The sequence below is a fragment of the Vibrio sp. A8-1 genome (assembly GCF_013048685.1).
GTDB lineage: Bacteria > Pseudomonadota > Gammaproteobacteria > Enterobacterales > Vibrionaceae > Vibrio > Vibrio metschnikovii.
This window is the reverse complement of record NZ_VHTC01000014.1, coordinates 1-25,898: the sequence shown is the minus strand read 5'-3', so window position 1 is coordinate 25,898 and position 25,898 is coordinate 1. Positions and strand designations below refer to the sequence as shown.

22 protein-coding genes are annotated in these 25,898 nt (G+C 45.9%); 13 read left to right on the top strand and 9 right to left on the bottom strand.

The window, feature by feature from the left end; genetic code table 11:
* The first annotated feature begins 6 nt into the window (after nucleotides 1–6).
* The 5 genes from FKN93_RS09450 (at nucleotide 7) to parC (ending at nucleotide 6,260) form a co-directional block, all read left to right on the top strand.
* The gene (locus FKN93_RS09450) at nucleotides 7–456 is read left to right on the top strand and encodes a DUF1249 family protein (protein WP_158138889.1); all 450 of its coding nucleotides are present in this window, start codon (nucleotides 7–9) and stop codon (nucleotides 454–456) included.
* 16 nt (nucleotides 457–472) lie between these two features.
* Nucleotides 473–1,294, top strand: coding sequence for a 3',5'-cyclic-AMP phosphodiesterase (gene cpdA, locus FKN93_RS09445; RefSeq protein WP_170904989.1), 822 nt, complete (start codon nucleotides 473–475; stop codon nucleotides 1,292–1,294).
* A gap of 1 nt (nucleotide 1,295) precedes the next feature.
* On the top strand, nucleotides 1,296–1,883 hold the full coding sequence (yqiA, locus tag FKN93_RS09440; RefSeq protein ID WP_170905004.1) for an esterase YqiA: 588 nt from the start codon (nucleotides 1,296–1,298) through the stop codon (nucleotides 1,881–1,883).
* Nucleotides 1,884–2,101: 218 nt separating this feature from the next.
* Nucleotides 2,102–3,985, top strand: coding sequence for a DNA topoisomerase IV subunit B (gene parE, locus FKN93_RS09435; protein ID WP_040903866.1), 1,884 nt, complete (start codon nucleotides 2,102–2,104; stop codon nucleotides 3,983–3,985).
* A gap of 1 nt (nucleotide 3,986) precedes the next feature.
* Nucleotides 3,987–6,260 carry a DNA topoisomerase IV subunit A gene (gene parC, locus FKN93_RS09430; RefSeq protein ID WP_170904988.1) on the top strand — a complete coding sequence of 758 codons (2,274 nt, stop codon included), beginning with the start codon at nucleotides 3,987–3,989 and terminating at the stop codon, nucleotides 6,258–6,260.
* A 96-nt stretch (nucleotides 6,261–6,356) separates the two neighbouring features.
* Here parC and yacG read toward each other — a convergent pair whose 3' ends face one another.
* From yacG to nadC, 8 genes are all read right to left on the bottom strand, one after another.
* A complete protein-coding gene (gene yacG / locus FKN93_RS09425) occupies nucleotides 6,357–6,554 on the bottom strand; it encodes a DNA gyrase inhibitor YacG (RefSeq protein ID WP_040903818.1) in 198 nt (65 codons plus the stop codon).
* Between the two features lie 41 nt (nucleotides 6,555–6,595).
* Nucleotides 6,596–7,336 carry a cell division protein ZapD gene (zapD, locus tag FKN93_RS09420; RefSeq protein WP_170904987.1) on the bottom strand — a complete coding sequence of 247 codons (741 nt, stop codon included), beginning with the start codon at nucleotides 7,334–7,336 and terminating at the stop codon, nucleotides 6,596–6,598.
* Nucleotides 7,337–7,367: 31 nt separating this feature from the next.
* On the bottom strand, nucleotides 7,368–7,976 hold the full coding sequence (gene coaE, locus FKN93_RS09415) for a dephospho-CoA kinase (protein WP_158138885.1): 609 nt from the start codon (nucleotides 7,974–7,976) through the stop codon (nucleotides 7,368–7,370).
* Nucleotides 7,977–7,981: 5 nt separating this feature from the next.
* On the bottom strand, nucleotides 7,982–8,848 hold the full coding sequence (locus tag FKN93_RS09410) for an A24 family peptidase (protein WP_158138884.1): 867 nt from the start codon (nucleotides 8,846–8,848) through the stop codon (nucleotides 7,982–7,984).
* Nucleotides 8,849–9,023: 175 nt separating this feature from the next.
* Complete coding sequence (locus FKN93_RS09405; RefSeq protein WP_170904986.1) at nucleotides 9,024–10,250, bottom strand: type II secretion system F family protein; 1,227 nt, start codon at nucleotides 10,248–10,250, stop codon at nucleotides 9,024–9,026.
* A gap of 18 nt (nucleotides 10,251–10,268) precedes the next feature.
* Nucleotides 10,269–11,957 (bottom strand): type IV-A pilus assembly ATPase PilB, encoded by a 1,689-nt coding sequence (gene pilB / locus FKN93_RS09400; protein WP_170904985.1) that lies wholly within the window; start codon nucleotides 11,955–11,957, stop codon nucleotides 10,269–10,271.
* Nucleotides 11,958–11,971: 14 nt separating this feature from the next.
* Nucleotides 11,972–12,391, bottom strand: coding sequence for a pilin (locus FKN93_RS09395; protein WP_170904984.1), 420 nt, complete (start codon nucleotides 12,389–12,391; stop codon nucleotides 11,972–11,974).
* Between the two features lie 282 nt (nucleotides 12,392–12,673).
* Complete coding sequence (gene nadC, locus FKN93_RS09390; RefSeq protein ID WP_170904983.1) at nucleotides 12,674–13,564, bottom strand: carboxylating nicotinate-nucleotide diphosphorylase; 891 nt, start codon at nucleotides 13,562–13,564, stop codon at nucleotides 12,674–12,676.
* 108 nt (nucleotides 13,565–13,672) lie between these two features.
* Here nadC and ampD point away from each other — a divergent pair, with 108 nt between their 5' ends.
* The gene (gene ampD / locus FKN93_RS09385; RefSeq protein WP_170904982.1) at nucleotides 13,673–14,218 is read left to right on the top strand and encodes a 1,6-anhydro-N-acetylmuramyl-L-alanine amidase AmpD; all 546 of its coding nucleotides are present in this window, start codon (nucleotides 13,673–13,675) and stop codon (nucleotides 14,216–14,218) included.
* Here ampD and fldB read toward each other — a convergent pair.
* Nucleotides 14,215–14,733, bottom strand: a complete 519-nt coding sequence (gene fldB, locus FKN93_RS09380) for a flavodoxin FldB (RefSeq protein ID WP_154170164.1) — start codon at nucleotides 14,731–14,733, stop codon at nucleotides 14,215–14,217. The genes ampD and fldB overlap by 4 nt on opposite strands.
* A gap of 131 nt (nucleotides 14,734–14,864) precedes the next feature.
* On the opposite strand from fldB, the gene xerD reads away from it, so the two are divergent.
* From xerD to lpdA, 7 genes are all read left to right on the top strand, one after another.
* Entirely contained in the window at nucleotides 14,865–15,773 is a 909-nt protein-coding gene (gene xerD / locus FKN93_RS09375; RefSeq protein WP_154170166.1) for a site-specific tyrosine recombinase XerD, read from the top strand.
* A gap of 15 nt (nucleotides 15,774–15,788) precedes the next feature.
* Nucleotides 15,789–16,541 (top strand): thioredoxin fold domain-containing protein, encoded by a 753-nt coding sequence (locus tag FKN93_RS09370; RefSeq protein WP_170904981.1) that lies wholly within the window; start codon nucleotides 15,789–15,791, stop codon nucleotides 16,539–16,541.
* A 60-nt stretch (nucleotides 16,542–16,601) separates the two neighbouring features.
* Complete coding sequence (recJ, locus tag FKN93_RS09365; RefSeq protein ID WP_158139070.1) at nucleotides 16,602–18,341, top strand: single-stranded-DNA-specific exonuclease RecJ; 1,740 nt, start codon at nucleotides 16,602–16,604, stop codon at nucleotides 18,339–18,341.
* Nucleotides 18,342–18,644: 303 nt separating this feature from the next.
* Nucleotides 18,645–19,415 carry a pyruvate dehydrogenase complex transcriptional repressor PdhR gene (pdhR, locus tag FKN93_RS09360; protein WP_004394247.1) on the top strand — a complete coding sequence of 257 codons (771 nt, stop codon included), beginning with the start codon at nucleotides 18,645–18,647 and terminating at the stop codon, nucleotides 19,413–19,415.
* A gap of 50 nt (nucleotides 19,416–19,465) precedes the next feature.
* Nucleotides 19,466–22,126 carry a pyruvate dehydrogenase (acetyl-transferring), homodimeric type gene (aceE, locus tag FKN93_RS09355; protein ID WP_161426634.1) on the top strand — a complete coding sequence of 887 codons (2,661 nt, stop codon included), beginning with the start codon at nucleotides 19,466–19,468 and terminating at the stop codon, nucleotides 22,124–22,126.
* Nucleotides 22,127–22,145: 19 nt separating this feature from the next.
* A complete protein-coding gene (gene aceF / locus FKN93_RS09350; protein WP_158144694.1) occupies nucleotides 22,146–24,032 on the top strand; it encodes a pyruvate dehydrogenase complex dihydrolipoyllysine-residue acetyltransferase in 1,887 nt (628 codons plus the stop codon).
* Between the two features lie 266 nt (nucleotides 24,033–24,298).
* Nucleotides 24,299–25,726, top strand: coding sequence for a dihydrolipoyl dehydrogenase (gene lpdA, locus FKN93_RS09345; RefSeq protein ID WP_004394244.1), 1,428 nt, complete (start codon nucleotides 24,299–24,301; stop codon nucleotides 25,724–25,726).
* The last annotated feature ends 172 nt before the right edge of the window (nucleotides 25,727–25,898 follow it).

The window sequence follows — 25,898 nt, the reverse complement described above, 5'->3', positions numbered from 1 at the left end:
AACCTCATGCGCAGAGCGATAGCCACTAAGTCGTATCATGTGGATCTTGCGGATCTGATGCGAACTTATGAAACCAATTACGCAAAACTCAATGCTCTGCTGCCAAAACCAGCGAGTGTAGGTGAAGTCCGTTGTTATCAAGCGGCTGATCTGATTTATCAGTTACAAGTGCTCGAGGTCACAAAGTACACAACTTTGGTGGAAATTTGTCAAAGTGATGATATTTCAACGTTTTCATTACCTGTGATGTCTGTCAGGCTGTATCACGATGCACGAGTTGCTGAAGTGTGTGCTAGCGATCAATTAACGCGTATTGCGGCTCGTTATGAGTATCCTAACCATAAGATGGTGCAAAAAGATGAGAAAGCACAAATCAACCGTTTTTTAGGTGATTGGCTCACCTTCTGTTTGAAACAAGGCATTAGCCGAGCGCCGATTAATATTAACTATTCATAGCATTAGGTTTATCAATTTGAACGTGTCGCCCAGTTTAGACCCATCAGACAATATTAAGCTTGTTCAGATCACGGACACGCACCTGTTTGCGGCTGATGACGGTTGTTTACTTAGTGTGAATACAGCAGACAGTTTTCATGCCATTGTGCAAGCGATTATTGAGCAAAAGGTTGCTTTTGATGCTCTGCTTGCTACTGGCGATATTTCACAAGATCATAGCGCGGAGTCTTATCAGCGTTTTGCTTCTGAGATCAGCGCCTTGCAAAAAGCGTGCTTTTGGTTACCGGGTAATCATGATTATAAACCCAACATGGGTAGTGTTATGCCGTCTTCACAACTGCATGCCCCCGAGCATGTCTTGCTTGGGAAGCACTGGCAAATGATTTTACTCGACTCTCAAGTCGTTGGCGTGCCGCATGGCCGTCTCAGTGATTACCAACTGAATCTATTAGATGAAAAACTCGCTCAACGTCCAGATCGCTATGCGTTGATTTTATTGCATCATCATCCTCTGTTAGTGGGCAGTGCTTGGCTTGATCAACATACCTTAAAAGACAGTGATGCATTTTGGAGCGTCATTCAGCGACATCAAAACGCACGAGCCGTTTTGTGTGGTCACGTTCATCAAGATATGGACCGCACTTTCGCCGGGGTAAAAGTAATGGCAAGTCCGTCAACGTGTGTACAGTTTAAACCGAATTCCGATGATTTCGCGTTAGATCAATGCTCTCCTGGTTGGCGTGAGCTTGAATTACACGCTGATGGTCAAGTGACAACGCAGGTCAAACGATTAGCACGCGGAGCCTTTGTGCCGGACTTTACTTCAAATGGGTATTAATATGGGTGTGCGCTCTTCGCTACTGCTGTATATACATGGTTTTAACAGCTCACCGCTTTCACACAAAGCTCAGGTGATCCAGCAGTATTGTGCTCAGCAACGGCCGGATATCAAGGTCGTTATCCCTAAATTAGCGCCTTTTCCACAGCAAGCCGCTGAACAGTTACGTAATTTAATGGAGTCTTATCAAGCCGATTATCAGATTGGTCTGGTGGGAAGTTCATTAGGTGGCTATTTAGCCACTTGGCTTAATGCGCACTATACGGTTCCTGCGGTGTTGGTGAATCCAGCGGTGAAACCGTATGAATTACTGCGTAATTTTCTTGGTGAGCAGCAGAATCCGTATACTCAACAACGTTACCTGCTGACGGTTGAGCATATTGATGAATTAAAAGCGCTAGAGATTGACTCGATTGATCATCCTGAGCATTTTTGGCTATTACAGCAAACGGGTGATGAAGTGCTCGATTATCGACAAGCGGTAGAGAAATATCGTCATGCTCGCCAGACGGTTGAAGACGGTGGTGATCATAGTTTTGTTGGTTTTGAGCGCTATCCGTCGGCAATCATCGATTTTCTGCACTTATAAATTCGCTGTCATCATGCGCGAAAAGTCATAATTTTACCTTAGGCTTACGGATGTCACTTGACATCGAAGGGGCTCTTCCAGACTATGTCTGTCTTGTTCTTGCTCCATTGAGCTGCTGTGTTTTATCACCAAATCTGCTTTTTGGTGGATAATTCAAGCGTAAATCCTTAATGGGTAGTAAAGTTACCAATCATTTATCGATAAAAGCATTCCGTATTATGACTGAACAATATAATGCTGGAGCCATCGAAGTTCTCAATGGCTTAGAACCAGTACGTCGCCGTCCCGGGATGTATACGGATACCACGCGTCCCAATCATCTTGGGCAAGAAGTCATCGACAATAGTGTCGATGAAGCGTTGGCCGGATACGCCACCAAGGTTCAGGTGATACTTCACGCTGATCAATCACTAGAGGTGATTGATGATGGGCGTGGTATGCCCGTAGACATTCATCCAGAAGAGAACGTTTCTGGGGTTGAACTTATTTTATGTAAGCTTCACGCTGGCGGTAAATTCTCCAATAAAAGCTACCAATTTTCTGGTGGTTTACACGGGGTGGGGATTTCGGTGGTTAACGCCCTTTCTAAACGGGTTGAAGTGACGGTTCGCCGTGACGGTCAGGTGTATGACATTGCCTTTGAACATGGTGAAAAAGTCTCTGATTTAACGGTCACTGGGACTTGTGGACGTCGTAATCGTGGTACTTCGGTGCATTTTTGGCCAGAAGCGCGTTATTTTGATTCTGCCAATTTTTCCGTCTCGCGTTTGGTCAATAATTTACGCGCCAAAGCCGTACTTTGCCCCGGTCTAGAAATTACTTTCACCGATAAAGTGAACAATAACGAGTATCGTTGGCTGTATGAAGACGGTTTGAAAGACTATCTTGCCGAAGGGGTAAAAGGTTATACCTTACTGCCTGAAGAGCCGTTTACGGGCGAGTTTAAAACCGAGACAGAAGCCGCAAACTGGGCAGTCATTTGGTTACCGGAAGGTGGCGATTTAATTACCGAAAGCTACGTGAACTTAATTCCTACTCCACAAGGTGGTACGCACGTTAATGGTTTACGCCAAGGGCTACTTGATGCGATGCGTGAATTTTGTGAATTTCGTAATTTGTTGCCGCGTGGAGTCAAACTTACCGGTGAGGACGTATTCGATCGCTGCGCCTATGTCTTATCGATAAAAATGCAGGATCCACAATTCGCAGGACAAACCAAAGAGCGACTCTCTTCTCGCCAAACCGCCTCGTTTGTTGCCAGTGTTGTTAAAGATTCGTTTAGCTTATGGTTGAATGAAAAGCCACAATTGGCTGAGCTATTGGCAGAAGTGTGTATCAGCAATGCTCATCGCCGGATGCGCGCGAGTAAAAAAGTGGTGCGTAAGAAAATCGCTTCTGGTCCTGCGCTGCCTGGTAAGTTAACCGATTGTTCTCAGCAAGATCTCAGCCGCACAGAACTGTTTCTGGTCGAAGGGGATTCGGCGGGTGGCAGTGCCAAACAGGCGCGAAACCGTGAGTTTCAAGCCATCATGCCACTGCGCGGTAAAATCCTTAATACTTGGGAAGTCTCAGCTGATCAAGTGCTGGCTTCACAAGAGGTACATGATATTTCTGTTGCCTTGGGGATTGACCCTGATAATGATGATTTAGAGGCACTGCGTTACGGTAAAGTCTGTATTTTAGCCGATGCGGACTCCGATGGGTTACACATTGCGACATTGCTGTGCGCCTTATTCACTCGTCATTTTCGTGCCTTGGTTCGTGCCGGTCACGTCTATGTGGCGATGCCGCCACTGTATCGGATTGATTGCGGTAAAGAAGTGCACTATGCACTTGATGACAATGAAAAAAAGGCAATCATCGAACGTCTCAGTAGTAAAAAAGCTAAAATCAACGTCCAACGTTTTAAAGGCTTGGGGGAGATGAATCCTCTGCAATTACGTGAGACCACCATGGATCCGAACACCCGTCGTTTAGTGCAGTTAACCATTGATGACGATAAAGAGACCGATGAAATGATGGATATGTTGCTGGGTAAAAAACGCGCGGACGATCGACGCAGTTGGTTACAACGCAATGGTGATATGGCCGAGGTACAATAGAATGTCGAGTGAAATCAGTTTTGAGGGCGTAGAACAGTTACCGCTGCGCAAGTTTACCGAGGACGCCTATCTCAATTACTCTATGTATGTGATTATGGACCGCGCCTTACCTTATATCGGCGATGGTTTAAAGCCGGTTCAGCGGCGGATCATTTACGCCATGTCTGAGCTGGGGTTGTCGGCATCAGCGAAATACAAAAAATCGGCACGAACCGTCGGTGATGTACTGGGTAAGTATCATCCTCATGGCGATTCGGCCTGTTATGAAGCCATGGTATTGATGGCACAGCCGTTTTCTTATCGTTACCCACTGGTTGATGGTCAAGGCAACTGGGGGGCTCCGGATGATCCTAAATCGTTCGCCGCGATGCGTTATACCGAAGCTAAGTTGTCTAAATTTGCCGAAGTGCTATTGGGTGAATTAGGCCAAGGTACGGTGGAATGGCAGCCTAACTTTGATGGCACCATGCAAGAGCCGAAAATGTTACCGGCTCGCTTACCACATATTTTGCTTAATGGGGTTACCGGCATTGCTGTTGGTATGGCAACCGATATTCCGCCCCATAATGTCCGTGAAGTCGTTGAGGCGACGATTCACCTCATCGAGCATCCTTCTGCCAGTCTTATTGACTTGATGCAGTATGTCAAAGGTCCTGATTTTCCAACCGAAGCGGAAATAATTTCACCACCGTCTGATTTAGAAAAAATCTATCAAACCGGGCGTGGTAGCATCAAAATGCGTGCGGTATGGCATAAAGAAGGCTCGGATATCGTTATTTCAGCGCTGCCGCACCAAGTCTCTGGTGCGAAACTGTTGGAGCAAATTGCTGGGCAAATGCGCGCTAAAAAGCTGCCGATGGTGGAAGATTTACGCGATGAATCGGATCACGAAAACCCAACACGGATAGTGATTGTACCGCGCTCAAGTCGAGTTGATTGCGATACTTTGATGAATCATTTATTCGCTTCAACTGATTTAGAAAAGAGTTTTCGGGTTAACCTCAATATGATTGGCCTGAACAATCGCCCTGAAGTTAAAGGCTTAACGCAGATTCTGAGTGAATGGATTGAATTTCGCCGTGAAACGGTGCGCGCTCGTTTGCAATATCGTCTTGATAAGGTTTTGGCTCGCTTACATATCCTACAGGGTTTGTTGATTGCTTATCTCAATATTGACGAAGTGATAGAGATCATTCGTCAAGAAGATGAACCCAAAGGCATCTTGATGGAGCGCTTCGGGATTAGCGACATTCAAGCCGATGCGATTTTAGACACCAAACTGCGCCATTTAGCAAAACTTGAAGAAGTCAAAATTCGTGGCGAACAAGATGCTTTGGATAAAGAGCGCGCTAAATTAGAAGAGTTACTTGGTTCTGAGCGACGCTTGAACACGCTACTCAAGAAAGAATTAAAAGCGGATGCGGAAAAATACGGTGACGATCGCCGCTCACCGATTGTTGAGCGTGCGGAGGCCAAAGCCTTAACCGAACGTGACCTGATGCCTAATGAAATGATCACTGTGGTGATCTCAGAGAAAGGTTGGGTACGTCATGCTAAAGGGCATGAGGTTGATTGCCATAGCTTGAACTATAAATCCGGTGATAACTACCTCGCGCATGCTTGCGGGAAGAGTAATCAACAGGTGGCTTTTTTAGGCAGTGATGGGCGTAGTTATTCATTAGAAGCACATACTCTGCCTTCTGCTCGTGGTCAGGGAGAGCCGATTACCGGACGGTTGAACATTACTGAAGGCAGTTCGATTCGCCAAGTAATTATGGGTGAAGACGATCAGCTATGGTTGGTCGGTTCTGATGCCGGTTATGGTTTTGTGTGTAAAGGTTCGGATCTGTTATCGAAAAATCGCAGTGGTAAAGCTTTAGTGAATTTGCCGAATAACTCTGAGTTACTGGCACCACAAGCCGTCAATGATCTGCAACATGATGAGATTTTAGCGGTGACCAATCAGGGACGAATGCTGCTATTTCCAATCAAAGATCTGCCGCAATTAAGCAAAGGTAAAGGCAATAAGATCATTAATATTCCTAGTGCGAAAGCGAAAGCGCGAGAAGAAGTGGTTTCTCATTTGCTGGCTATTCCGTCTGGATCATCGATTACGCTTTACGCTGGAAAGCGAAAGTTAGGCTTAAAGCCTACGGATTTAGATAATTTCCGAGGTGAGCGAGGCCGCCGAGGGGCACTGCTACCGAGAGGATTACAGCGGGTGACGCAAATAGAGATTGATGCAGAACCTACCGATCCTTTGGTTGTAGAATAAGAGCATAAAAAATCCCCAGCCAATCTGCTGGGGATTTTTTTATGCTCAGATTTACTTCAGGGTGGTGGGTATTTTAAACCTCTATCCCTGAGGGACTTATAGCGGCTCTTCAGACCAACCGTCACTATCTGACATATCGGGTGCACCAGGAATGGTATTTTCTTCATCAGCCCAAGTACCAAAATCAATCATCTGACACTGTTTACTACAAAAGGGCCGGAAAGGACTTTGCGCGCTCCACGGCACATCATCGCCACATTGGGGGCATTTTACCACGGTGATTTTTTTTGACATGACACTATCCTGTAGGTAAACCAAATCAGAAGGATACGGATTTAGCTGCACACCGCAAGATCAAAAGGAATATTTTGGCTGCTGGCTTTACCAGAAGAAAAATCAATGAACTTAATGGCAAAGCGATTTTTATGACCAGAAATCATCGGATAGACGCCGTACTCTAAAGGAATCGATAAACGCAGGATATTCGCGTCTTCCGCGTCGCTTTGGTAGAAACCATCTTGTGCCATTCGTGCTCGGAAATGTCCGGTTTCTCGGGTGAGTTTTAGCCATAATGCAAGCGCATCAGATAGGGGTTGCAAGGTTGCAACCCATTGTTTTATGTCGAGTTGCTTCTGTTCTGATGATAAGTGTAACCAGTAATGCAGAGCGGGAAGATCAAAGCAACAAGAGCCACCAGGGAGGTTAAATCGTTGACGAATGGTACTTAAGAATCGATCATCTTTTAGCGATTGGCCGAAGCGTTCGCCGGCTAATAGGCAGCGATGAACACTGTCAATCTCTTGTAACAGGCTAGTCAGCATCTGTTGGTCGACACCGTCAATATCAATCCATTGTCGGTAGGTTTGACGCTGTTTTTCAATATCTTTTGCTAATTCACTTTTCAGTTGCATCTGCTCAAAAATATCTAGTAGGTCAAAGAGAGAACGAAACAGCAACTGATGCTGAATACCGTCAGCCGTTTGACAGGCTCGATCCATTTGATTGAGCAGCGCTTCGACGCGTAAATAAATGCGCGTTTTTTCATTTAGCGGATGTTCAAACTTATGTGTGCTCATGAAACTGGCCTTGATTGATTTACCTGTATTCTCACCGATTTGTACCGCTCATTACCAGATACTTTTGATGTAATTCTGTGATTTGCGGCAAAAGTTGTCGGTTTTTTGCTCCATTTTTAATCACATCATCGGCCATCGCTAAACGCTCAGCTCGGGTTGCTTGAGCGGCTAAGATCGCTCGAGCTTGTTGTTCATCCACCTTATCTCGTGCCATGGTGCGCGAAATTTGAGTCTGTTCATCTACATCAATCACTAACACGCGATCAACCATCGATTGTAATTGATTTTCAATTAATAACGGTACAACGAGTAAACCATAAGGCGATGTAACGAGCTTTAATTGCTCGGCCATTTGTTGGTTGATCAGTGGGTGTAACGTTGCGTTAAGCCATTGTTTTTCTTTAGGGTCGGCAAAAATTCGTTCACGTAAGGCGCTGCGGTTTAAGTGGCCATCGTCTTGTAAAATATCCTCACCAAAGTGCTCGATGATGGCGCTCAGGCCCGGAGTGCCGACTTCAACCACTTGCCGAGCAATGATATCGGCATCAACGATATCAATCGAGAAATGTTCTTGAAACAGATTGGCGACAGTGGTTTTGCCACTCGCGATGCCTCCAGTTAGACCAATAATCAGCGTCATGAGCGTTATCCTACCAATGAATGTAGATACCAAGCGATCAGTTTATCGCCCCACAACATCGCCAGCCAACCAGCAATCGCCAAGTAAGGACCAAACGGGAAAGCTTTATTAATGCCTTGTTTTTGCAAACGCAATTGAATCAATCCAAACACCAAACCGACCAGTGAAGAGAGTAATACGATTAACGGTAATAATTGCCAACCTAACCAAGCTCCGAGCGCGGCAAGCAACTTAAAGTCACCATAGCCCATACCTTCTTTACCGGTCAGTAGCTTAAATAGCCAATAAATCGACCATAAGCAAAGATAGCCTGCTATCGCTCCAATCACGGCGTCATTGAGTGAGAGTGGGCTAATATTCAACAGTGCTAGGCTGATCCCTGCCCACAGTAAAGGCAGAGTCAATTGGTCTGGCAGCAACATGCTATCCAAATCAATGAAGGTGGCGGCAATTAACACATAAGTAAACAGCAGCAGTGCCACACTATAAGGGCTAAAGCCAAAGTGCAGAGCAATGATCAAACTGCTCACGGCAGTTAATAGCTCAATCGCCGGATAGCGAGCGCTGATCGGTGCTGAACAGTGCGCGCATTTGCCTTGCAAGCAGAGCCAACTGATAAGTGGAATATTATCTCTTATGCGCAAAGGCGTATGACATTTAGGGCAAGTTGAACGAGGTGTACTGAGCGTGAGCTTGCCATCAGGGGGTGTGATGCCATAGTCAGGAAAAGCGTCGGCACATTCTTGACGCCATTCTCGTTGCATCATCGTTGGTAAGCGGTAAATCACCACATTCAAAAAACTACCAATGATTAACCCTAATAGCGTTGCTAAGGCGGGAAATAGCCAAGGTATATAGTAAAAAATGTCCATTTAGGGTGCTCTTGTTGGCAGCAGGAGTGTTATTCCCTTTCAACTTAGAGTGGGCGTGAGGTGGGCTAAGCCTATTGATATTTAATGAGCGCTTAGCAAGGCGATGAGCTTATCACTCATCATGACCAATCTGCTTCTTCAGTGATTTGGGGATAAAACATCGAAAGTGAGTATACTACCCCAATACACTCATTAAGTTAAAGATAGGTAAATACATTGCCACGACCAGTCCACCAACCACTGTACCAAGAAAGACAATAATTAGGGGCTCGAGGATTTTACCTAAATTATCTACGGTGTTATCAACGTCGAATTCATAAATCGTTGCTACTTTATTCAGCATGTCATCGAGCTTACCAGACTCCTCGCCAATCATAACCATTTGTAGAACCAATTCTGGGAAAGCGCCGGTATTGCGCATTGCGATATACATTGGCATGCCTGCCGCAGTATCTCGGTAGACTTGTTGAATAGCCGTTTCAAAATGAAGATTACCTGCGGTTTTCGCGGTCGTTTTTAGGCTATCAAGAATCGGGATCCCAGCCGCAAAGCTGGTGGCGAGGGTTCGGCTAAATTTGGCGATCGACGCTTTGCAGAGTATGCCACCAACAATGGGTATAGTGAGTGCTAAGCGGCTGGTTTTTAAACGGAATTGGAACGATTTTTTACGGATAAGTTTAAAACCGAATACGATGGAAATGCAGAGCAGTACAAAGACTAAGCTGTAGGCTTGAACCAGATGCGACAGTTTAAGTACTTGTTGAGTAAACCAAGGTAACTCGGCACCAAAACCTTGAAACATAAGCTCAAATTCAGGAATAATCATGGTGAGCATTAAGTAAGAGACGCCAAGCGCAACCGACATCACCATCGCTGGATAGATTAACGCTTTGATCACTTTGGCGCGCAGTTGTTCGGTTTTCTCTCGATAGGTGGCAAGGCGCTCAAAAACTTCCGCCAAGTTACCCGATTGTTCACCCGTTTGTACCAAATCAACGTAAAGAGGGTCAAACAGGCTACTGGCGGTACGCATTGCTTTTGAGATCGGCGTCCCTGCTGCTACGCCTTTACTTATTTGAGTGATGATCGATTTCATTTCTGCTTTTTGATGACTATCAGCGACTAACTTTAAGGCTTGAACAATGGGGACCCCCGTCGCGAGCATGGTCGAGAGTTGGCGAGTCAGCAGGGTAATCTCTTTGTTTGTGGCGCGATGAGTGAGACGAGTGATCAAAGAGAGGCTGCTTTTTTTGATCTTTTGAATTTGCACATGTTGATCTTTGAGTTTATCGCGCACTTCCAATTCGCTGATCGCTAAAAATTGCCCTGACACTTTTTTGCCAGAGCTATTGATGCCTTTCCAGCGATAATTTTTCAGTTCTTGTGCTTTAGATAGCGTCATAGCGAGAAATCCAATCGATTAGAAGTAAAGAACACGCTGCAGCTCGTCAATGCTGGTGATCCCCTGTTGGAGTTTTTCTATTCCAGATTCTTGTAAAGTTTGCATACCATTAGCTTTAGCAATGGCTTCGATATGAGTAATCGAAGCGCGCTGCATGATCGCTTCAGCTAATTGGCTATTAAAAGCCATCACTTCATAAATGCCGACTCGGCCACTGTAGCCTTTGGTGCATTCACTGCAACCGTTCGGATCCGCCGCGTAGAGAATGTCATCGGCTGATAAGTCAAACTGCTGTTGTTCCGTTACGTTTGGTTGTTTGGCGACTTTACAGTTCGGACATAAACGGCGTGCTAAGCGCTGAGCGATGATTAAGCTTAATGAAGAAGCGAGATTAAAAGGTTCAATGCCCATATTAGTCAGGCGAATCACGGTCTCTGCTGCTGAGTTAGTGTGTAACGTAGAGAGCACTAAATGCCCGGTTTGAGCAGCTTTAATGGCAATTTCAGCGGTTTCGACATCACGGATTTCACCGACCATGACAATGTCCGGATCTTGGCGTAAAAAAGAACGCAGCGCTTTAGCAAAGCCAAAACCGATTTTCGGTTGCACTTGTACCTGATTGATGCCGGGGAGATTGATTTCGACGGGATCTTCGGCGGTAGAAATATTCACCTGCTCACGATTTAATAAACTCAGCCCAGTATAAAGGGAAACGGTTTTGCCGCTGCCGGTTGGGCCAGTCATCAAAATCATCCCTTGTGGCTGTTTGAGAGCATTGAGATAGAGCTGTTTTTGCATCTCGTTGTAGCCTAATTTGTCAATATCTAAACTGGCGGCGCTGCTATCGAGTAAACGGAGGACAATTTTTTCTCCCCATAAGGTGGGTAAGGTGGAAACGCGCATATCAATCGCGGTGGTGGCATTGAGGCGCAGTTTAATTCGCCCGTCTTGTGGCAAGCGCCGCTCGGCGATATCCAGTTTCGCTAAAATTTTAATTCGCGCCGCTAGCCGGCGGCCTAAATGGCTGGCGGGTTGTTGGGTTTGCACCAAAATACCATCACAGCGTAAGCGAACTCGATAAAGGGACTCGTAAGGTTCAAAGTGAATATCGGACGCACCTTTACGCACCGCATCAAGCAAAATTTGGTTAATAAATCGGCTAACTGGAGAGTCATCTTGGCTAAGATCCTCGACTTGTTGCTGCTCATCATCAGAAATATCGACTAAGCTGGCTAGCTCGTCTTGGCTGATCTCTTTGCCTTGCGCAGAATGTCCAGCTAATGAGCGTCCGTATAAGCGGCGAATAGCCCCTTGTAGTACTTTATAGTCTGCCAACACCACTTCAATCGCGAGTCCGGTGGCAAAGCGAAATTCTTCTTCTGCTTGCAGATGAGTCGGGTCGGCCATGGCTAAGGTGAGTACCAAGCCATTATTCTCAATCGGTAGCGCTTGGTAGCGCATGATTAACTCACGTAATCCGAGCTGTTGGCACAGCTCTGGGTAGGCATAATCGCTGAGGTTTTGGATCGGCAGTGCGAACAGCTGACTGATGTGTTCGCTCAGCTCTTGGCTATCGAAGATCGCCAAATCCAACAAAGCTTCCGGCGCGCTAGCGCCAGAAGCTTGGATATGTTCGACCAGCGCTTTTTCTTGGGTCAGGCTAAGTAGTTGCGCCTGACGCAAAATCGCGATGAGATTGGTGAGCATAAGTTATTGATAAATTATGATTTTGTTGTGTTACAAGATTTTATGTCGAAATCTGTTATCTCTTTATCAGCCTTACATGTCCAGCCAGTGTCCTTATCTCTTTCTAAAGTAATTTTCTTGGTATCCAATACACCCTTATCGAAGGTAAAGACGATGCTTTCTTTATCTTCTCCAATTGATAATGTGCCTAATCCATTCGCTTTTTCCGAAGTGCCTAAATCACCGAGAGCAGTTAATGAGCCATACTCTTGAATATGCAGTTCAGCCGGGGTTTGTAGTGCTTTCAATGTGGCAATAGCAGAGGATGCTTGAGATTTGGTGACATAATCTTTATAAGCAGGTACAGCGACTGCCGCTAGCACGCCAATGATCGCCACGACGATCATCAGTTCAATGAGAGTAAAGCCTTGTTGTTTAGTATAGTGAGTATTCATAACAGAGTTATCCTTGGGTATGGTCAGTCGTTGAGACCGAATTAGGATAGGTGTCTGGTTATATTAATAAAACCGTCACACAAATGTGCTTCGAGTCAGGTGACAATTTTTACATCCGCGTTGAAATGTCGTTGCTGAAATTCTGCGAGTCAGTTAAAGATATCCCGATAAACAGTGTGGCAATTGGTGTTTATCGGGAGTGATAAAGAGGCAATGGTGGTTTGATATCAATTCGATGATAGGCTGAGGCGATGCTTCAGGGGGATAAAACCCGATGAACCTTTAGCCTTTTAGGCGCATGGAGAGATCCAACGCTTGAATATGCTTGGTTAATGCCCCTACCGAAATATAATCTACCCCCGTTTGCGCGTATTCGCGAATGGTCGCTAAGGTGACATTGCCTGAGTTTTCCAGAGCAGCCCGTCCTGCGTTGATACGCACGGCTTCACGCATCATCTCTAAGCTAAAATTATCGAGCATAACAATATCAGCCCCGGCGTGAATCGCTTCTTCGAGCTCGGCTAAGTTTTCGGTTTCCACTTCAACCGGTTTGCCCGGATTAAGCGCTTTTGCAGTCGTGATCGCGGGGGTGATCCCACCGCAAGCAATAATATGATTCTCTTTGATCAGGTAAGCATCAAATACACCGATACGATGGTTAAAGCCACCGCCACAAGTGACGGCGTATTTTAAGGCATTACGTAGTCCCGGTAGCGTTTTGCGGGTATCCAATAGACGACACGAGGTGCCTTCCAGTTGCTTGACGTATTGGGCGGTAACGGTAGCGCAGCCAGATAAGGTTTGGATAAAATTCATCGCGTTACGTTCACCGGTCAAGAGTGCACGCGCAGGGCCGCTTAGCGTGCACAATACTTGATTGGGTTCGAGCGAGTCACCATCTTGCACATGCCAATCTATCGCTACTTCACCCCCAAGTTGTCGAAAAACCTCATCAGCCCAAGCTTGGCCACAAAATACGCCCGATTCGCGAGTAATGATCGTCGCCACATTATGGGCATCGGCAGGGATCAGGCTGGCGGTAATATCTGCCGTTGGATCGACACTACCACCAAGATCTTCTTCTAGTGCATCACGTACCGCACGCGTAATATCCAAGGGAAGCTGTTGTTTAAGGTAGGCAAGGCGTTGTTGGCTGTTATGGGTATTTTTCATCGCGAATCTAATCTAGTATGCTATCGAATGGAGTCAGAATCATACGCTGACTCGCTGTGAAATTCAGCCATTAATCGCGGTTTTTGTGTAACGGATAAGGTGAAAATGATGATTGACCAACAGGGCTGGTATCAAGTCGCTCGATATGTTCCGTCGCCTTTTTTTGATCAGCGCACTCAGCAACAACCCATTTCTCTATTGGTCGTGCATAACATCAGTTTACCGCCGGGGCAGTTCGGAGGGCCTTATATTGAACAGTTTTTTACCGGTCAATTGGATCCGAGCGCACACCCATTTTTTGCCACCATTGCGACGATGCAGGTCTCAGCGCACTGTTTAATTCGCCGTGATGGCGAGGTCGTGCAGTTTGTACCTTTTTCTGGGCGAGCTTGGCATGCTGGACAATCATCCTTTGCGGGTCAAGCGCGGTGTAATGATTATTCAATAGGTATAGAGTTAGAGGGCAGTGATTATGTGCCCTATACTTCGGCGCAATACCAATCATTGGTACGCTTAACAAAGGCTTTGCAACAGCGTTATCCGGCAATCACTCAGCAGCGGATCACCGGTCATCAATATATCGCTCCGCAACGCAAAACCGATCCAGGATTGGTATTTGATTGGCGCTATTTTTTTCAGCAGCTATCGCTTTAATTGAGCTGTTGATATTCAGTGAGGATCTGTTCTACCCAGTTGGCAATACGCTCATCACTGAGTTCATATTGTGAATCTTCATCGAGTGCTAAACCGACAAAATATTCACCATCGGCAGTCAGTGCTTTCGAGGCATCAAAATGGTAACCATGATTGGGCCAGTAGCCAATAAGCTTAGCGCCGCTCTTCTGGATCTCGTCGTGCAGCATCCCCATCGCATCCAGATACCACTCGCCATAGCCTTCTTGATCGCCTAAGCCGAACAATGCGACGCACTTGTCGTTTAGCGGTACGCCATCGATGTGATCCCATATTGCACTCCAATCTTCTTGGATTTCACCAAAATCCCAAGTTGAGATGCCTAAAATCAGCAGGTCGTAATCACGCATTTTGCTTAGTGGCGTCTCCTTGACATTATGGAGGGTCAATAATTCTTCGCCAATAATGGCGCGCATTTTTTCCGCTGCCATTTCGGTATAACAGGTGGTAGAACCGTAAAATAGGCCAATTTTCATAGAATCTTATTCATGGTTTAGAACGATGGACGAATTCTATACCCAATTCGACCAGAGATGCCACCTAGGAGTGGCGACTATTTTGTGGTATTAAGTTGAGGTCTAAATCTAATAAATAATGAGAAGAAGCGGTGTCAAAGCAATTGTCGGCCGACCATGGACTGGTTGAGCAGTTTTTAGATGCGATGTGGATGGAGCGAGGATTAGCGGAAAATACCCTGATGTCTTATCGCAATGATCTCACAAAATTATTGCTCTGGATGGAGCAACACGATTACCGATTAGATTTCATCAGCTTGGCTGGGTTGTTGGAGTATCAGAGCTGGCTAACCGATCAAGATTATAAACAAACCTCACGAGCAAGAATGCTCTCGGCGTTACGTCGTTTATTTCAGTATTTGCATCGTGAAAAAGTGCGTAGTGACGATCCGAGTGCCTTATTGGTGAGCCCTAAATTGCCACAGCGTTTACCGAAAGATCTCAGTGAAGAGCAAGTCGAAGCGCTGTTGAATGCGCCAGATCCTAATGATCCATTGGAGTTGCGTGATAAAGCCATGCTAGAGTTATTGTATGCGACCGGACTGCGTGTTACTGAACTGATTTCGTTAACCATGGAAAACATCAGCTTACGTCAAGGTGTGGTGCGGGTAGTTGGTAAGGGCGGTAAAGAGCGTTTAGTGCCGATGGGTGAAAATGCCATTGAATGGATTGAAACGTTTATCGCTCAAGGGCGCTTACATTTACTGGGCGAGAATACGTCTGATGTGGTCTTCCCAAGTAAACGTGCGCAACAAATGACGCGGCAGACCTTTTGGCATCGGATTAAATATTATGCCGTGATTGCTGGGATTGATGTCGAAAAGCTGTCTCCCCATGTTTTACGTCATGCCTTTGCAACTCATTTACTCAACTATGGTGCCGATTTACGCGTGGTACAGATGCTGCTTGGTCATAGTGACTTATCGACCACGCAAATTTATACTCATGTTGCGACTGAGCGACTCAAACAAATACACAGCGAGCACCATCCAAGGGCTTAAAAGAAAGGATTATTTATGAAGGTTTTACACCGTCTGACGCTTTTTGCTTTACCATTTTTCACCATGGCATGCCATGCACAGGAATCAAAAGAGCAAACGCCAAGTTTGGATAAAGCAGGGTTTGAGCAACGTTTTGCCCCATTAGGTATTGATGTCACGGCTATCGTCCCTTCTGAGATCAGCGGGTTGGTCGAAGTGCAAACGCCCGGTGGCGTGTTATATGCCTCACCAGACGGTAAACATTTTATTGCCGGAACGTTATACGCATTGAAGGATGACGGCAGTTATGTCGATGTATTAGCCAAGCGCCAAGCGCCGATTAATGCACAAAAACTACAAAAAATTGCATCGAGCACAATTGAATTTAAAGCGCCTCAAGAGCGTTATATCGTTAGTGTGTTTACCGATACGACCTGCGGTTATTGTGTTCGTTTGCATAGCCAAATTAAAGATTACAATGATTTGGGGATCACCATCCGTTATTTAGCGTTTCCTCGTCAAGGCGTTGCCGGCCCTGTTGCCGAGCAAATGGCGGCGATGTGGTGTGCTAGCGATCCGAAGCAAGCGATGCACGAGGTGAAAATTGAGCGCAAAACGTTAACCCCGCAAGGGAATATCGCTCAGTGTAAACAGACCATTGCTGAACATTATCAATTAGGTCAAGAGCTGGGTATTTCAGGTACGCCAGCAATGTTCTTACCAAACGGTGAGATGATCGGTGGCTACTTACCCGCAGCTCAATTACTGCAACGCCTTCAACAAGGCTAATCTCACGACGTTGTTTATTACGAGGAAACAGGCTTGGCATGTCCAAGCCTGATTATTTTTATGATCGAGATCCACAGAAGACCAGAAGTCGATTTAAGCCTATTGCCTGACAGTATCCCCGATTTATTGAAACGTATTTATCTTAATCGAGGCATTACCCGTGTTGAGCAATTAGAGAAAAGCGCTAAATCTTTGCATTCGTATCAAAGTCTGCATGGGATTGAACTAGCCGTGTCACTCCTATTGAATGCCATTGAGCAGCAAAAGCGGATCATTATTGTCGGCGATTTTGATGCCGATGGGGCCACGAGTTGCGCGTTGTCGGTATTAGCGCTGAGAATGCTGGGTAGCCGTAATGTTGATTATTTAGTCCCTAATCGTTTTGAAGATGGCTATGGACTCAGTCCTGAAGTGGTTGATCAAGCCTTACATATGGGCGCAGAGATGATCATGACGGTGGATAATGGCGTCTCTTCCATCGAAGGGGTACGTTATGCCAAGCAACATGGTTTGCAAGTCTTAGTCACCGATCACCATTTACCCGGACAAGTCTTGCCTGAGGTCGATGCCATGGTGAATCCTAATCTACAGCAATGTGCGTTTCCGTCAAAAGCGCTTGCTGGAGTAGGGGTGGCGTTTTACTTAATGATGGCACTGTGCGTGCATATGCGTCAGTCAGGATGGTTTATTAAACACGGCATCCCTGAACCTAAACTCATGGAATTGATCGATTTAGTGGCATTAGGTACCGTAGCTGATGTGGTTCCGCTGGATGACAATAATCGGATTTTAGTCCATCAAGGTTTACAGCGTATTCGCGCAGGTAAGGCTCGTCCGGGGATCCAAGCCTTAATTGAAATTGCCAAACGCGATGCGCGAAAACTAGTGGCTGCCGATTTCGGTTTTGCGCTCGGGCCAAGGATTAACGCGGCAGGGCGGTTGGATGATATGTCGTTTGGGGTTGAACTGTTGTTGACCGACAATATCCATGCCGCGCGGCGTATGGCCAGCGAATTGGATGCCCTGAATCAAACTCGTAAAGAAATCGAAGAAGGGATGAAGCAAGAAGCGTTGGCGTTTTGTGAGCGTCTTCAGTTTGCCGATAATAGCGCGTTGCCACAGGGGTTAGTGTTATTTCAACGAGATTGGCATCAAGGGGTGATCGGTATTTTAGCTTCCCGGGTCAAAGACAAATACCACCGTCCCGTGATTGCCTTTGCCGATGGTGGCGACGGATTAATTAAAGGTTCTTGTCGCTCGATCCCTAGCTTACACATGCGAGATACCTTAGATAAAATTGATACCCAGAATCCGGGGATCATTATCAAATTCGGTGGTCATGCGATGGCGGCAGGGTTAACCATTGCTGAAGCTAACTTGCCGCGTTTTCGTCAGCTGTTTGAGCATGAAGTGGCTTTACAGTTAGATGAAGCCAGCTTAAAAGGGATCGTACTCAGTGATGGTGAGTTAACTCCAGAAGAGTTCTCGATGCATACCGCCGAGTTATTAAGATCCGCAGGGCCTTGGGGACAAGCCTTCCCTGATCCACTGTTTGACGGTGAGTTTAAAGTTCTCCACCAAAAATTAGTCGGTGAAAAACACTTAAAATTAATGCTTGAACCGTTATTTAAAGGTCATCCAACCAATATCATGATCGATGGTATTGCTTTTAATGTTGATCTCCGTCGTTGGCCCGATGCTTCGGTGAAAACGGTACGCTTAGCTTATAAGCTCGACATTAACGAATTTCGTGGCAACCAGTCTTTACAGTTACTGATTGATTGCTTAGAAGCCAAATAATCCTCGCCAACTTCTCATTCCGGACTGAGTTCACCTACACTCAGTCCGGTCACTCTATTGCTATTATTTTTCGCTACGACCTTATTAGGTTATTGACTTAGGCTTAATTTGTAATTGGTCTGACCTATACTATTGCTGTTTTAATGCGCGGTTGTTATCAAAGTGTTTTAACTTGGCTGGTTCTATGATTTGGGTCAACTTTTGACTGGACACTCGCGTTTTAATTATGTTAATTTCTACCCCAACTTGAAATTGGTATTACCAATTGCCTGCAAAAAATGACCAGTAGAAGAACAATAAATTATGGCTTATCAAAGGATTCGTCAGCCGAAACTTTCTGATGTGATAGAGCAAGAGTTAGAACGGTTGATTGTGGAAGGAACATTAGCCCCAGGGCAGCAACTCCCTCCGGAGCGAGAGCTGGCAAAACAGTTCGAGGTTTCTCGTCCTTCGATACGTGAAGCGATACAGCGTTTAGAAGCAAAACGTTTATTGACGCGTCGCCAAGGTGGCGGAACCTTTGTCAGTGAACATATCTGGCAAAGTTTCTCTGATCCTCTGCTAAATTTATTGTCTAGTCATTCGGAAACACAGTTAGATTTACTGGAAGCACGCCATGCGTTGGAAGGTATTTCAGCTTATTTTGCCGCTTTGCGTGGTACCGATGAAGATTTTGCTCGTATTCAAACCAGTTTGGCGCGAATTAGCGAAGTTCAAGACTTGAAAGATACCGAAGCAGAAGCCAGCACGGTCATGGCCTTTTTGATAGCGATTACCGAAGCCACTCATAATGTGGTGCTGCTGCATATCGTTCGTAGCCTTGCGCCTTTGCTTGAGCAAAATATTTTGCAAAATTTTAAATTATTACGCCGCCGCCCCGAAGCGGAGGAGAAAGTAACTAAGCACCGAGCTAATATCGTGGATGCGATCGTTTCTGGTCAGCCAGAAAAAGCACGAGAAATGTCACACTCACATTTAGCTTATATCGAAGAAACATTGTTGGATTTGACCCGAGAAGAGTCTCGACGTGAACGTTCTCTCCGTCGCATCCAACAGGGTAATGAGCCGCAATAGCGGTCCATTGCGGTTCTAAATAAATCCAACCAACAGAAGGATAGATCGCCATGTCTGACATGAAGCATGACGTAGATGCACTGGAAACTCAGGAGTGGCTAGCTGCCCTGGAATCCGTTGTACGTGAAGAAGGCGTAGAGCGTGCGCAATTTTTACTAGAAGAAGTTCTAGAAAAAGCTCGTCTTGGTGGTGTTGATATGCCAACCGGTATCAACACTAATTACATCAATACGATCCCTGCAGCCCAAGAGCCCGCTTACCCTGGCGACACCACGATTGAAAAACGTATTCGTTCAATCATTCGTTGGAACGCGATCATGATTGTTCTTCGTGCTTCGAAGAAAGATCTTGATTTGGGTGGCCATATGGCTTCTTTCCAGTCTTCTGCCGCGTTTTATGAAACGTGCTTCAACCATTTCTTCCGTGCTCCTAACGAAAAAGATGGTGGTGACCTCGTTTATTATCAAGGTCATATTTCTCCAGGAATCTACGCGCGTGCCTTCGTTGAAGGTCGCCTGACTGCTGAACAATTGGACAACTTCCGTCAGGAAGTCGATGGCAAAGGTCTGCCTTCTTACCCACACCCGAAATTGATGCCTGAATTCTGGCAATTCCCGACCGTATCTATGGGTCTGGGTCCAATCGCCTCTATTTATCAAGCTCGTTTCCTTAAGTACCTAGATGGTCGTGGTCTTAAAGATACTTCTGAGCAACGCGTTTACGCTTTCCTTGGCGATGGTGAAATGGATGAGCCAGAATCACGCGGCGCAATCTCTTTTGCTGCTCGTGAAAAACTGGATAACCTATGTTTCCTTATCAACTGTAACTTGCAGCGTCTTGATGGCCCAGTGATGGGTAACGGCAAGATCATTCAAGAGCTAGAAGGCCTATTTAAAGGCGCTGGCTGGAATGTGGTTAAAGTGATTTGGGGTAACAACTGGGATGCACTATTAGCGAAAGACACCTCTGGTAAGTTACTGCAATTGATGAATGAAACCATCGATGGCGATTACCAAACGTTCAAAGCGAAAGACGGTGCTTACGTTCGTGAACACTTCTTTGGTAAATACCCAGAAACAGCGGCACTGGTTGCCGATATGACTGATGATGAGATTTTTGCTCTGAAACGTGGTGGTCATGAGCCATCAAAACTGTTCGCAGCGTTCAAGAATGCGCAAGAAACTAAAGGTCGTCCAACCGTTATCCTAGCGAAAACCGTTAAAGGTTATGGCATGGGTGAAGCGGCGGAAGGTAAAAACATTGCGCACCAAGTCAAGAAAATGGACATGACTCATGTTCTTGCGATGCGTAATCGTCTTGGTTTACAAGATCTTATCTCAGATGAAGCGATCAACGATTTACCTTACTTAACGCTTGAAGAAGGTTCAAAAGAGTACGAGTACTTGCATGCGCGTCGTAAAGCCTTACATGGTTATACCCCACAGCGTTTGCCTAACTTTACTCAGCCTTTAGTTATTCCTGAGTTAGAAGAATTCAAACCGCTACTTGAAGAGCAAAAGCGTGATATCTCTTCGACCATGGCGTTTGTACGTACGTTGAATATTCTTCTGAAAGACAAGAATATTGCCAAAAACATCGTACCGATCATTGCTGATGAAGCGCGTACCTTTGGTATGGAAGGTCTGTTCCGTCAAATCGGTATTTACAACCCGCATGGTCAGAACTACACCCCACAAGATCGTGATATCGTTTCTTACTACAAAGAAGCGACGTCAGGCCAGGTATTGCAAGAAGGCATCAACGAGCTAGGCGCAATGTCGTCATGGGTATCAGCGGCGACCTCTTACAGCACTAACGATCTACCGATGATCCCGTTCTATATCTACTACTCGATGTTTGGTTTCCAACGCGTTGGTGATATGGCATGGATGGCGGGCGACCAACAAGCTCGTGGCTTCCTATTGGGCGCAACGGCGGGTCGTACTACGCTAAATGGTGAAGGTCTACAGCATGAAGATGGCCACTCACACATCCTAGCGAGCACAGTACCAAACTGTATCTCTTATGACCCAACCTTCGCTTATGAAGTGGCGGTGATCATTCAAGACGGTATTCGTCGTATGTATGGTGACCAAGAGAACGTGTTCTACTACTTGACGCTAATGAACGAAAACTACGCAATGCCAGCAATGCCTGAAGGCGCTGAAGAAGGCATCCGTAAAGGTATCTACAAGCTAGAAACCTACACAGGTTCAAAAGCGAAAGTTCAGTTGATGAGCTCTGGCACGATCATGAATGAAGTGCGCAAAGCCGCGCAAATTCTGAGTGATGATTATGGCGTTGCTTCGGATGTTTACTCGGTGACTTCATTTAACGAATTAGCTCGTGATGGTCAAGCGTGTGAGCGTGATGCAATGCTTCATCCTGAAGCGGAAGCGAAAGTACCTTATATCGCACAAGTGATGGGTACAGAGCCTGCGATTGCTGCGACTGACTACATGAAAAACTATGCGGAGCAAGTACGTGCTTACGTACCAGCAGAGTCTTATAAAGTATTAGGTACAGATGGCTTTGGTCGTTCAGACAGCCGTGAAAACCTTCGCCGTCACTTTGAAGTGAATGCAGGTTATGTTGTGGTTGCAGCACTAAGCGAACTGGCCAAACGTGGTGAAGTTGAGAAATCGGTAGTGGTTGAAGCTATCAAGAAATTTGATATCGACACCGAAAAAACTAACCCGCTATACGCTTAATTGAAGGTAGGAAAGAATAATGGCAATCGAAATTAATGTACCGGATATCGGTGCCGATGAGGTTGAAGTTACTGAGATTCTTGTCAGCGTTGGCGACAAGGTTGAAGAAGATCAATCGCTTCTCACTGTTGAAGGTGATAAAGCCTCAATGGAAGTTCCTGCATCTCAAGCAGGTATTGTTAAAGAGATCAAAGTGACTGTCGGCGACAAAGTAACGACCGGCTCTTTGATCATGGTGTTTGAAGCTGAAGGTGCCGCTGCAGCGGCTCCTGTGGCTGAGGCTCCTGTTGCTGCTGCGGCCGCGGCTCCTGCCGCTACTGAACTGAAAGAAGTTCAAGTGCCAGATATTGGTGGCGATGAAGTTGAGGTGACTGAAATCATGGTTGCCATCGGCGACGTGGTAACAGAAGAGCAATCGTTGATCACCGTTGAAGGCGATAAAGCCTCGATGGAAGTACCCGCGCCTTTCGCTGGTACAGTGAAAGAAATCAAAATTGCCTCTGGTGACAAAGTGACCACGGGTTCTTTGATCATGGTCTTTGAAGTAGCTGGTTCTGGTACTTCGGCTCCAGCGCCTGTTGCTCAAGCTAGCGCTCCAGCAGCTCCGGCTGTAGCAGCAGATAAAGACGTTCAAGTGCCAGATATCGGTGGCGATGAAGTTGAAGTGACCGAAATCATGGTTGCGGTTGGCGACATGGTTGAAGAAGAGCAATCGTTGATCACCGTTGAAGGCGATAAAGCCTCGATGGAAGTTCCTGCACCTTTTGCTGGTAAAGTGAAAGCGATTAAAGTCGCTGCGGGTGACAAAGTTTCTACTGGCTCACTGATCATGGTGTTTGAAGTGGCTGGCGCAGCTCCTGCGCAAGTGGCGGTTGCTGCTCCTGTACAAGCTTCAGCACCAAGCGCTGCCGCTGCTGCACCAGTAGCACAAGCGAGTGCTGCTACGACAGCTGATTTCCAAGAGAATCATGAATACGCTCATGCCTCTCCAGTGGTTCGTCGTCTCGCTCGTGAGTTCGGTGTTAACCTGTCTAAAGTGAAAGGATCTGGTCGTAAGAGCCGCATCTTAAAAGAAGACGTACAAAACTACGTTAAAGAAGCGCTAAAGCGTCTTGAATCTGGATCAGCGGCGGTCGCTTCTGGTAAAGGTGATGGCGCGGCACTTGGTCTGCTTCCTTGGCCAAAAGTGGACTTTAGCAAGTTTGGTGAAACCGAAGTTCAACCACTTTCTCGCATTAAGAAGATCTCTGGTGCTAACTTGCACCGTAACTGGGTAATGATCCCACACGTTACCCAATGGGATAACGCGGACATTACTGAGTTAGAGAATTTCCGTAAAGAGCAAAACGCCATCGAAGCGAAGAAAGACACTGGCATGAAGATCACCCCACTGGTGTTCATCATGAAAGCGGTCGCTAAAGCGCTAGAAGCCTTCCCGGCATTTAACTCTTCATTGTCTGAAGATGGCGAAAGCTTGATTCTCAAGAAGTACGTTAACGTGGGTATTGCGGTAGATACACCGAATGGTCTAGTGGTACCTGTATTTAAAGATGTTAATAAAAAAGGCATCTACGAGCTTTCAGCTGAGCTGGCTGAAGTCTCGAAAAAAGCGCGTGCCGGTAAACTGACCGCTGCTGATATGCAAGGTGGCTGCTTTACTATCTCTAGCCTAGGTGGTATTGGTGGTACGGCATTTACGCCGATCGTCAATGCACCAGAAGTGGGTATTCTTGGTGTATCTAAGTCGGAAATTAAGCCAGTGTGGAACGGTAAAGAATTTGCTCCACGCTTACAGCTTCCATTGTCACTGTCTTACGATCACCGAGTGATCGACGGTGCAGAAGGTGCACGCTTTATTACGTACTTGAATGGCTGCCTAAGCGATATTCGTCGTTTAGTATTATAAGCAGTTAGCGAGTGAAGGCGGCTTTTCAGCCGCCTTGATTCAACTATTATCTTGTAATTGGCTGATATAGTGTTTTTTATTCAGCGAATTGTCGTCTAGCTCACAGGCTAAATGGATTTACTTTTCACACCATTAACATCTCTGTAAACTGTTGCGGTCTGAAAAATAATCGTTTTAAACCATTATGTTTGATTAAATTCTTTATTATCAAGCAAGATAGAACCCTCCACTCAGCCTGTTAGGGATATTGACTATAAGAGGTCGAAATGAGCAAAGAAATTAAAGCCCAAGTTGTTGTACTGGGCGCAGGTCCTGCCGGTTACTCCGCGGCTTTCCGTTGTGCGGATTTAGGTCTTGAAACCGTACTCGTTGAACGTTATAGCACCCTTGGTGGTGTTTGTTTGAATGTCGGCTGTATCCCATCAAAAGCGCTACTCCACGTTGCTAAAGTGATTGAAGAAGCGAAAGCGCTCGCTGATCACGGCATTGTATTCGGTGAACCACAAACTGATATTGATAAAGTTCGTTTATGGAAAGAAAAAGTCATTAACCAGCTAACGGGCGGTCTTGGCGGTATGGCTAAGATGCGTAAAGTAACCGTGGTGAATGGCTTTGGTAAATTTACCGGTCCGAATACGCTTGAAGTCGATGGTGAAGAAGGTAAGACACTGGTTAACTTCGATAATGCGATCGTAGCTGCCGGATCTCGTCCAATTAAATTGCCGTTTATTCCTCATGAAGATCCTCGCATTTGGGATTCAACCGATGCACTAGAGCTAAGAGAAGTTCCAGGGAAACTGCTTATTATGGGCGGTGGTATCATCGGTCTTGAGATGGCAACGGTTTACCACTCTCTCGGTTCTAAGATCGACGTTGTTGAGATGTTCGATCAAGTGATTCCTGCGGCAGATAAAGATGTTGTGAAGGTGTACACCAAACGCATTCAGAACAAATTTAACTTGATGCTCGAAACCAAAGTGACCGCTGTAGAAGCCAAAGAAGATGGTATCTATGTGTCAATGGAAGGTAAGAAAGCACCAGCAGAAGCTGAACGTTATGATGCGGTCTTAGTTGCTATCGGTCGTGTGCCAAATGGTAAACTGATGGACGCTGAAAAAGCGGGCATTGAAGTTGATGAGCGTGGCTTTATCCATGTCGATAAGCAAATGCGTACCAATGTACCGCACATTTTTGCGATTGGTGACATTGTCGGTCAGCCAATGTTGGCACACAAAGGTGTCCATGAAGGTCACGTTGCTGCTGAAGTGATCTCTGGTAAGAAACACTACTTTGATCCAAAAGTGATTCCATCCATCGCGTATACCGAGCCAGAAGTTGCTTGGGTTGGTAAGACTGAGAAAGAAGCGAAAGCGGAAGGTCTTAACTACGAAGTCGCTACTTTCCCATGGGCTGCCTCAGGTCGTGCTATTGCTTCTGATTGTGCAGACGGTATGACTAAGCTTATCTTTGATAAAGAGACTCATCGTGTGATTGGTGGTGCGATTGTCGGTACCAATGGTGGTGAACTGCTTGGTGAAATTGGTTTAGCGATTGAAATGGGTTGTGATGCAGAAGATATCGCGCTCACGATTCACGCTCACCCAACGTTGCATGAGTCAGTTGGTCTTGCTGCAGAAGTGTTTGAAGGGACAATTACTGACCTGCCAAACGCGAAAGCCAAAAAGAAAAAGTAATTGATCGTTTTTGAATAATAAAAGCCGCTGAATGATTCAGCGGCTTTGTAAGCGCTTAGTTCTCGACATTATTCCCATTTAAACCCAAGCCCCGATAATGACAACAGTCATTACCTATGGAGGCTTTTATGTTATTTCTACAGCAAACTTGGCAGCATCATGTTAACGTTTG

Coding starts and splice junctions, on each gene's coding strand:
- FKN93_RS09450 (WP_158138889.1), top strand. CDS start 7: ATGCGCAGAGCGATAGCCACTAAGTCGTATCATGTGGATCTTGCGGAT.
- yqiA (WP_170905004.1), top strand. CDS start 1,296: ATGGGTGTGCGCTCTTCGCTACTGCTGTATATACATGGTTTTAACAGC.
- parE (WP_040903866.1), top strand. CDS start 2,102: ATGACTGAACAATATAATGCTGGAGCCATCGAAGTTCTCAATGGCTTA.
- parC (WP_170904988.1), top strand. CDS start 3,987: ATGTCGAGTGAAATCAGTTTTGAGGGCGTAGAACAGTTACCGCTGCGC.
- yacG (WP_040903818.1), bottom strand. CDS start 6,554: ATGTCAAAAAAAATCACCGTGGTAAAATGCCCCCAATGTGGCGATGAT.
- zapD (WP_170904987.1), bottom strand. CDS start 7,336: ATGAGCACACATAAGTTTGAACATCCGCTAAATGAAAAAACGCGCATT.
- coaE (WP_158138885.1), bottom strand. CDS start 7,976: ATGACGCTGATTATTGGTCTAACTGGAGGCATCGCGAGTGGCAAAACC.
- FKN93_RS09410 (WP_158138884.1), bottom strand. CDS start 8,848: ATGGACATTTTTTACTATATACCTTGGCTATTTCCCGCCTTAGCAACG.
- FKN93_RS09405 (WP_170904986.1), bottom strand. CDS start 10,250: ATGACGCTATCTAAAGCACAAGAACTGAAAAATTATCGCTGGAAAGGC.
- pilB (WP_170904985.1), bottom strand. CDS start 11,957: ATGCTCACCAATCTCATCGCGATTTTGCGTCAGGCGCAACTACTTAGC.
- FKN93_RS09395 (WP_170904984.1), bottom strand. CDS start 12,391: ATGAATACTCACTATACTAAACAACAAGGCTTTACTCTCATTGAACTG.
- nadC (WP_170904983.1), bottom strand. CDS start 13,564: ATGAAAAATACCCATAACAGCCAACAACGCCTTGCCTACCTTAAACAA.
- ampD (WP_170904982.1), top strand. CDS start 13,673: ATGATTGACCAACAGGGCTGGTATCAAGTCGCTCGATATGTTCCGTCG.
- fldB (WP_154170164.1), bottom strand. CDS start 14,733: ATGAAAATTGGCCTATTTTACGGTTCTACCACCTGTTATACCGAAATG.
- FKN93_RS09370 (WP_170904981.1), top strand. CDS start 15,789: ATGAAGGTTTTACACCGTCTGACGCTTTTTGCTTTACCATTTTTCACC.
- recJ (WP_158139070.1), top strand. CDS start 16,602: ATGATCGAGATCCACAGAAGACCAGAAGTCGATTTAAGCCTATTGCCT.
- pdhR (WP_004394247.1), top strand. CDS start 18,645: ATGGCTTATCAAAGGATTCGTCAGCCGAAACTTTCTGATGTGATAGAG.
- aceE (WP_161426634.1), top strand. CDS start 19,466: ATGTCTGACATGAAGCATGACGTAGATGCACTGGAAACTCAGGAGTGG.
- aceF (WP_158144694.1), top strand. CDS start 22,146: ATGGCAATCGAAATTAATGTACCGGATATCGGTGCCGATGAGGTTGAA.
- lpdA (WP_004394244.1), top strand. CDS start 24,299: ATGAGCAAAGAAATTAAAGCCCAAGTTGTTGTACTGGGCGCAGGTCCT.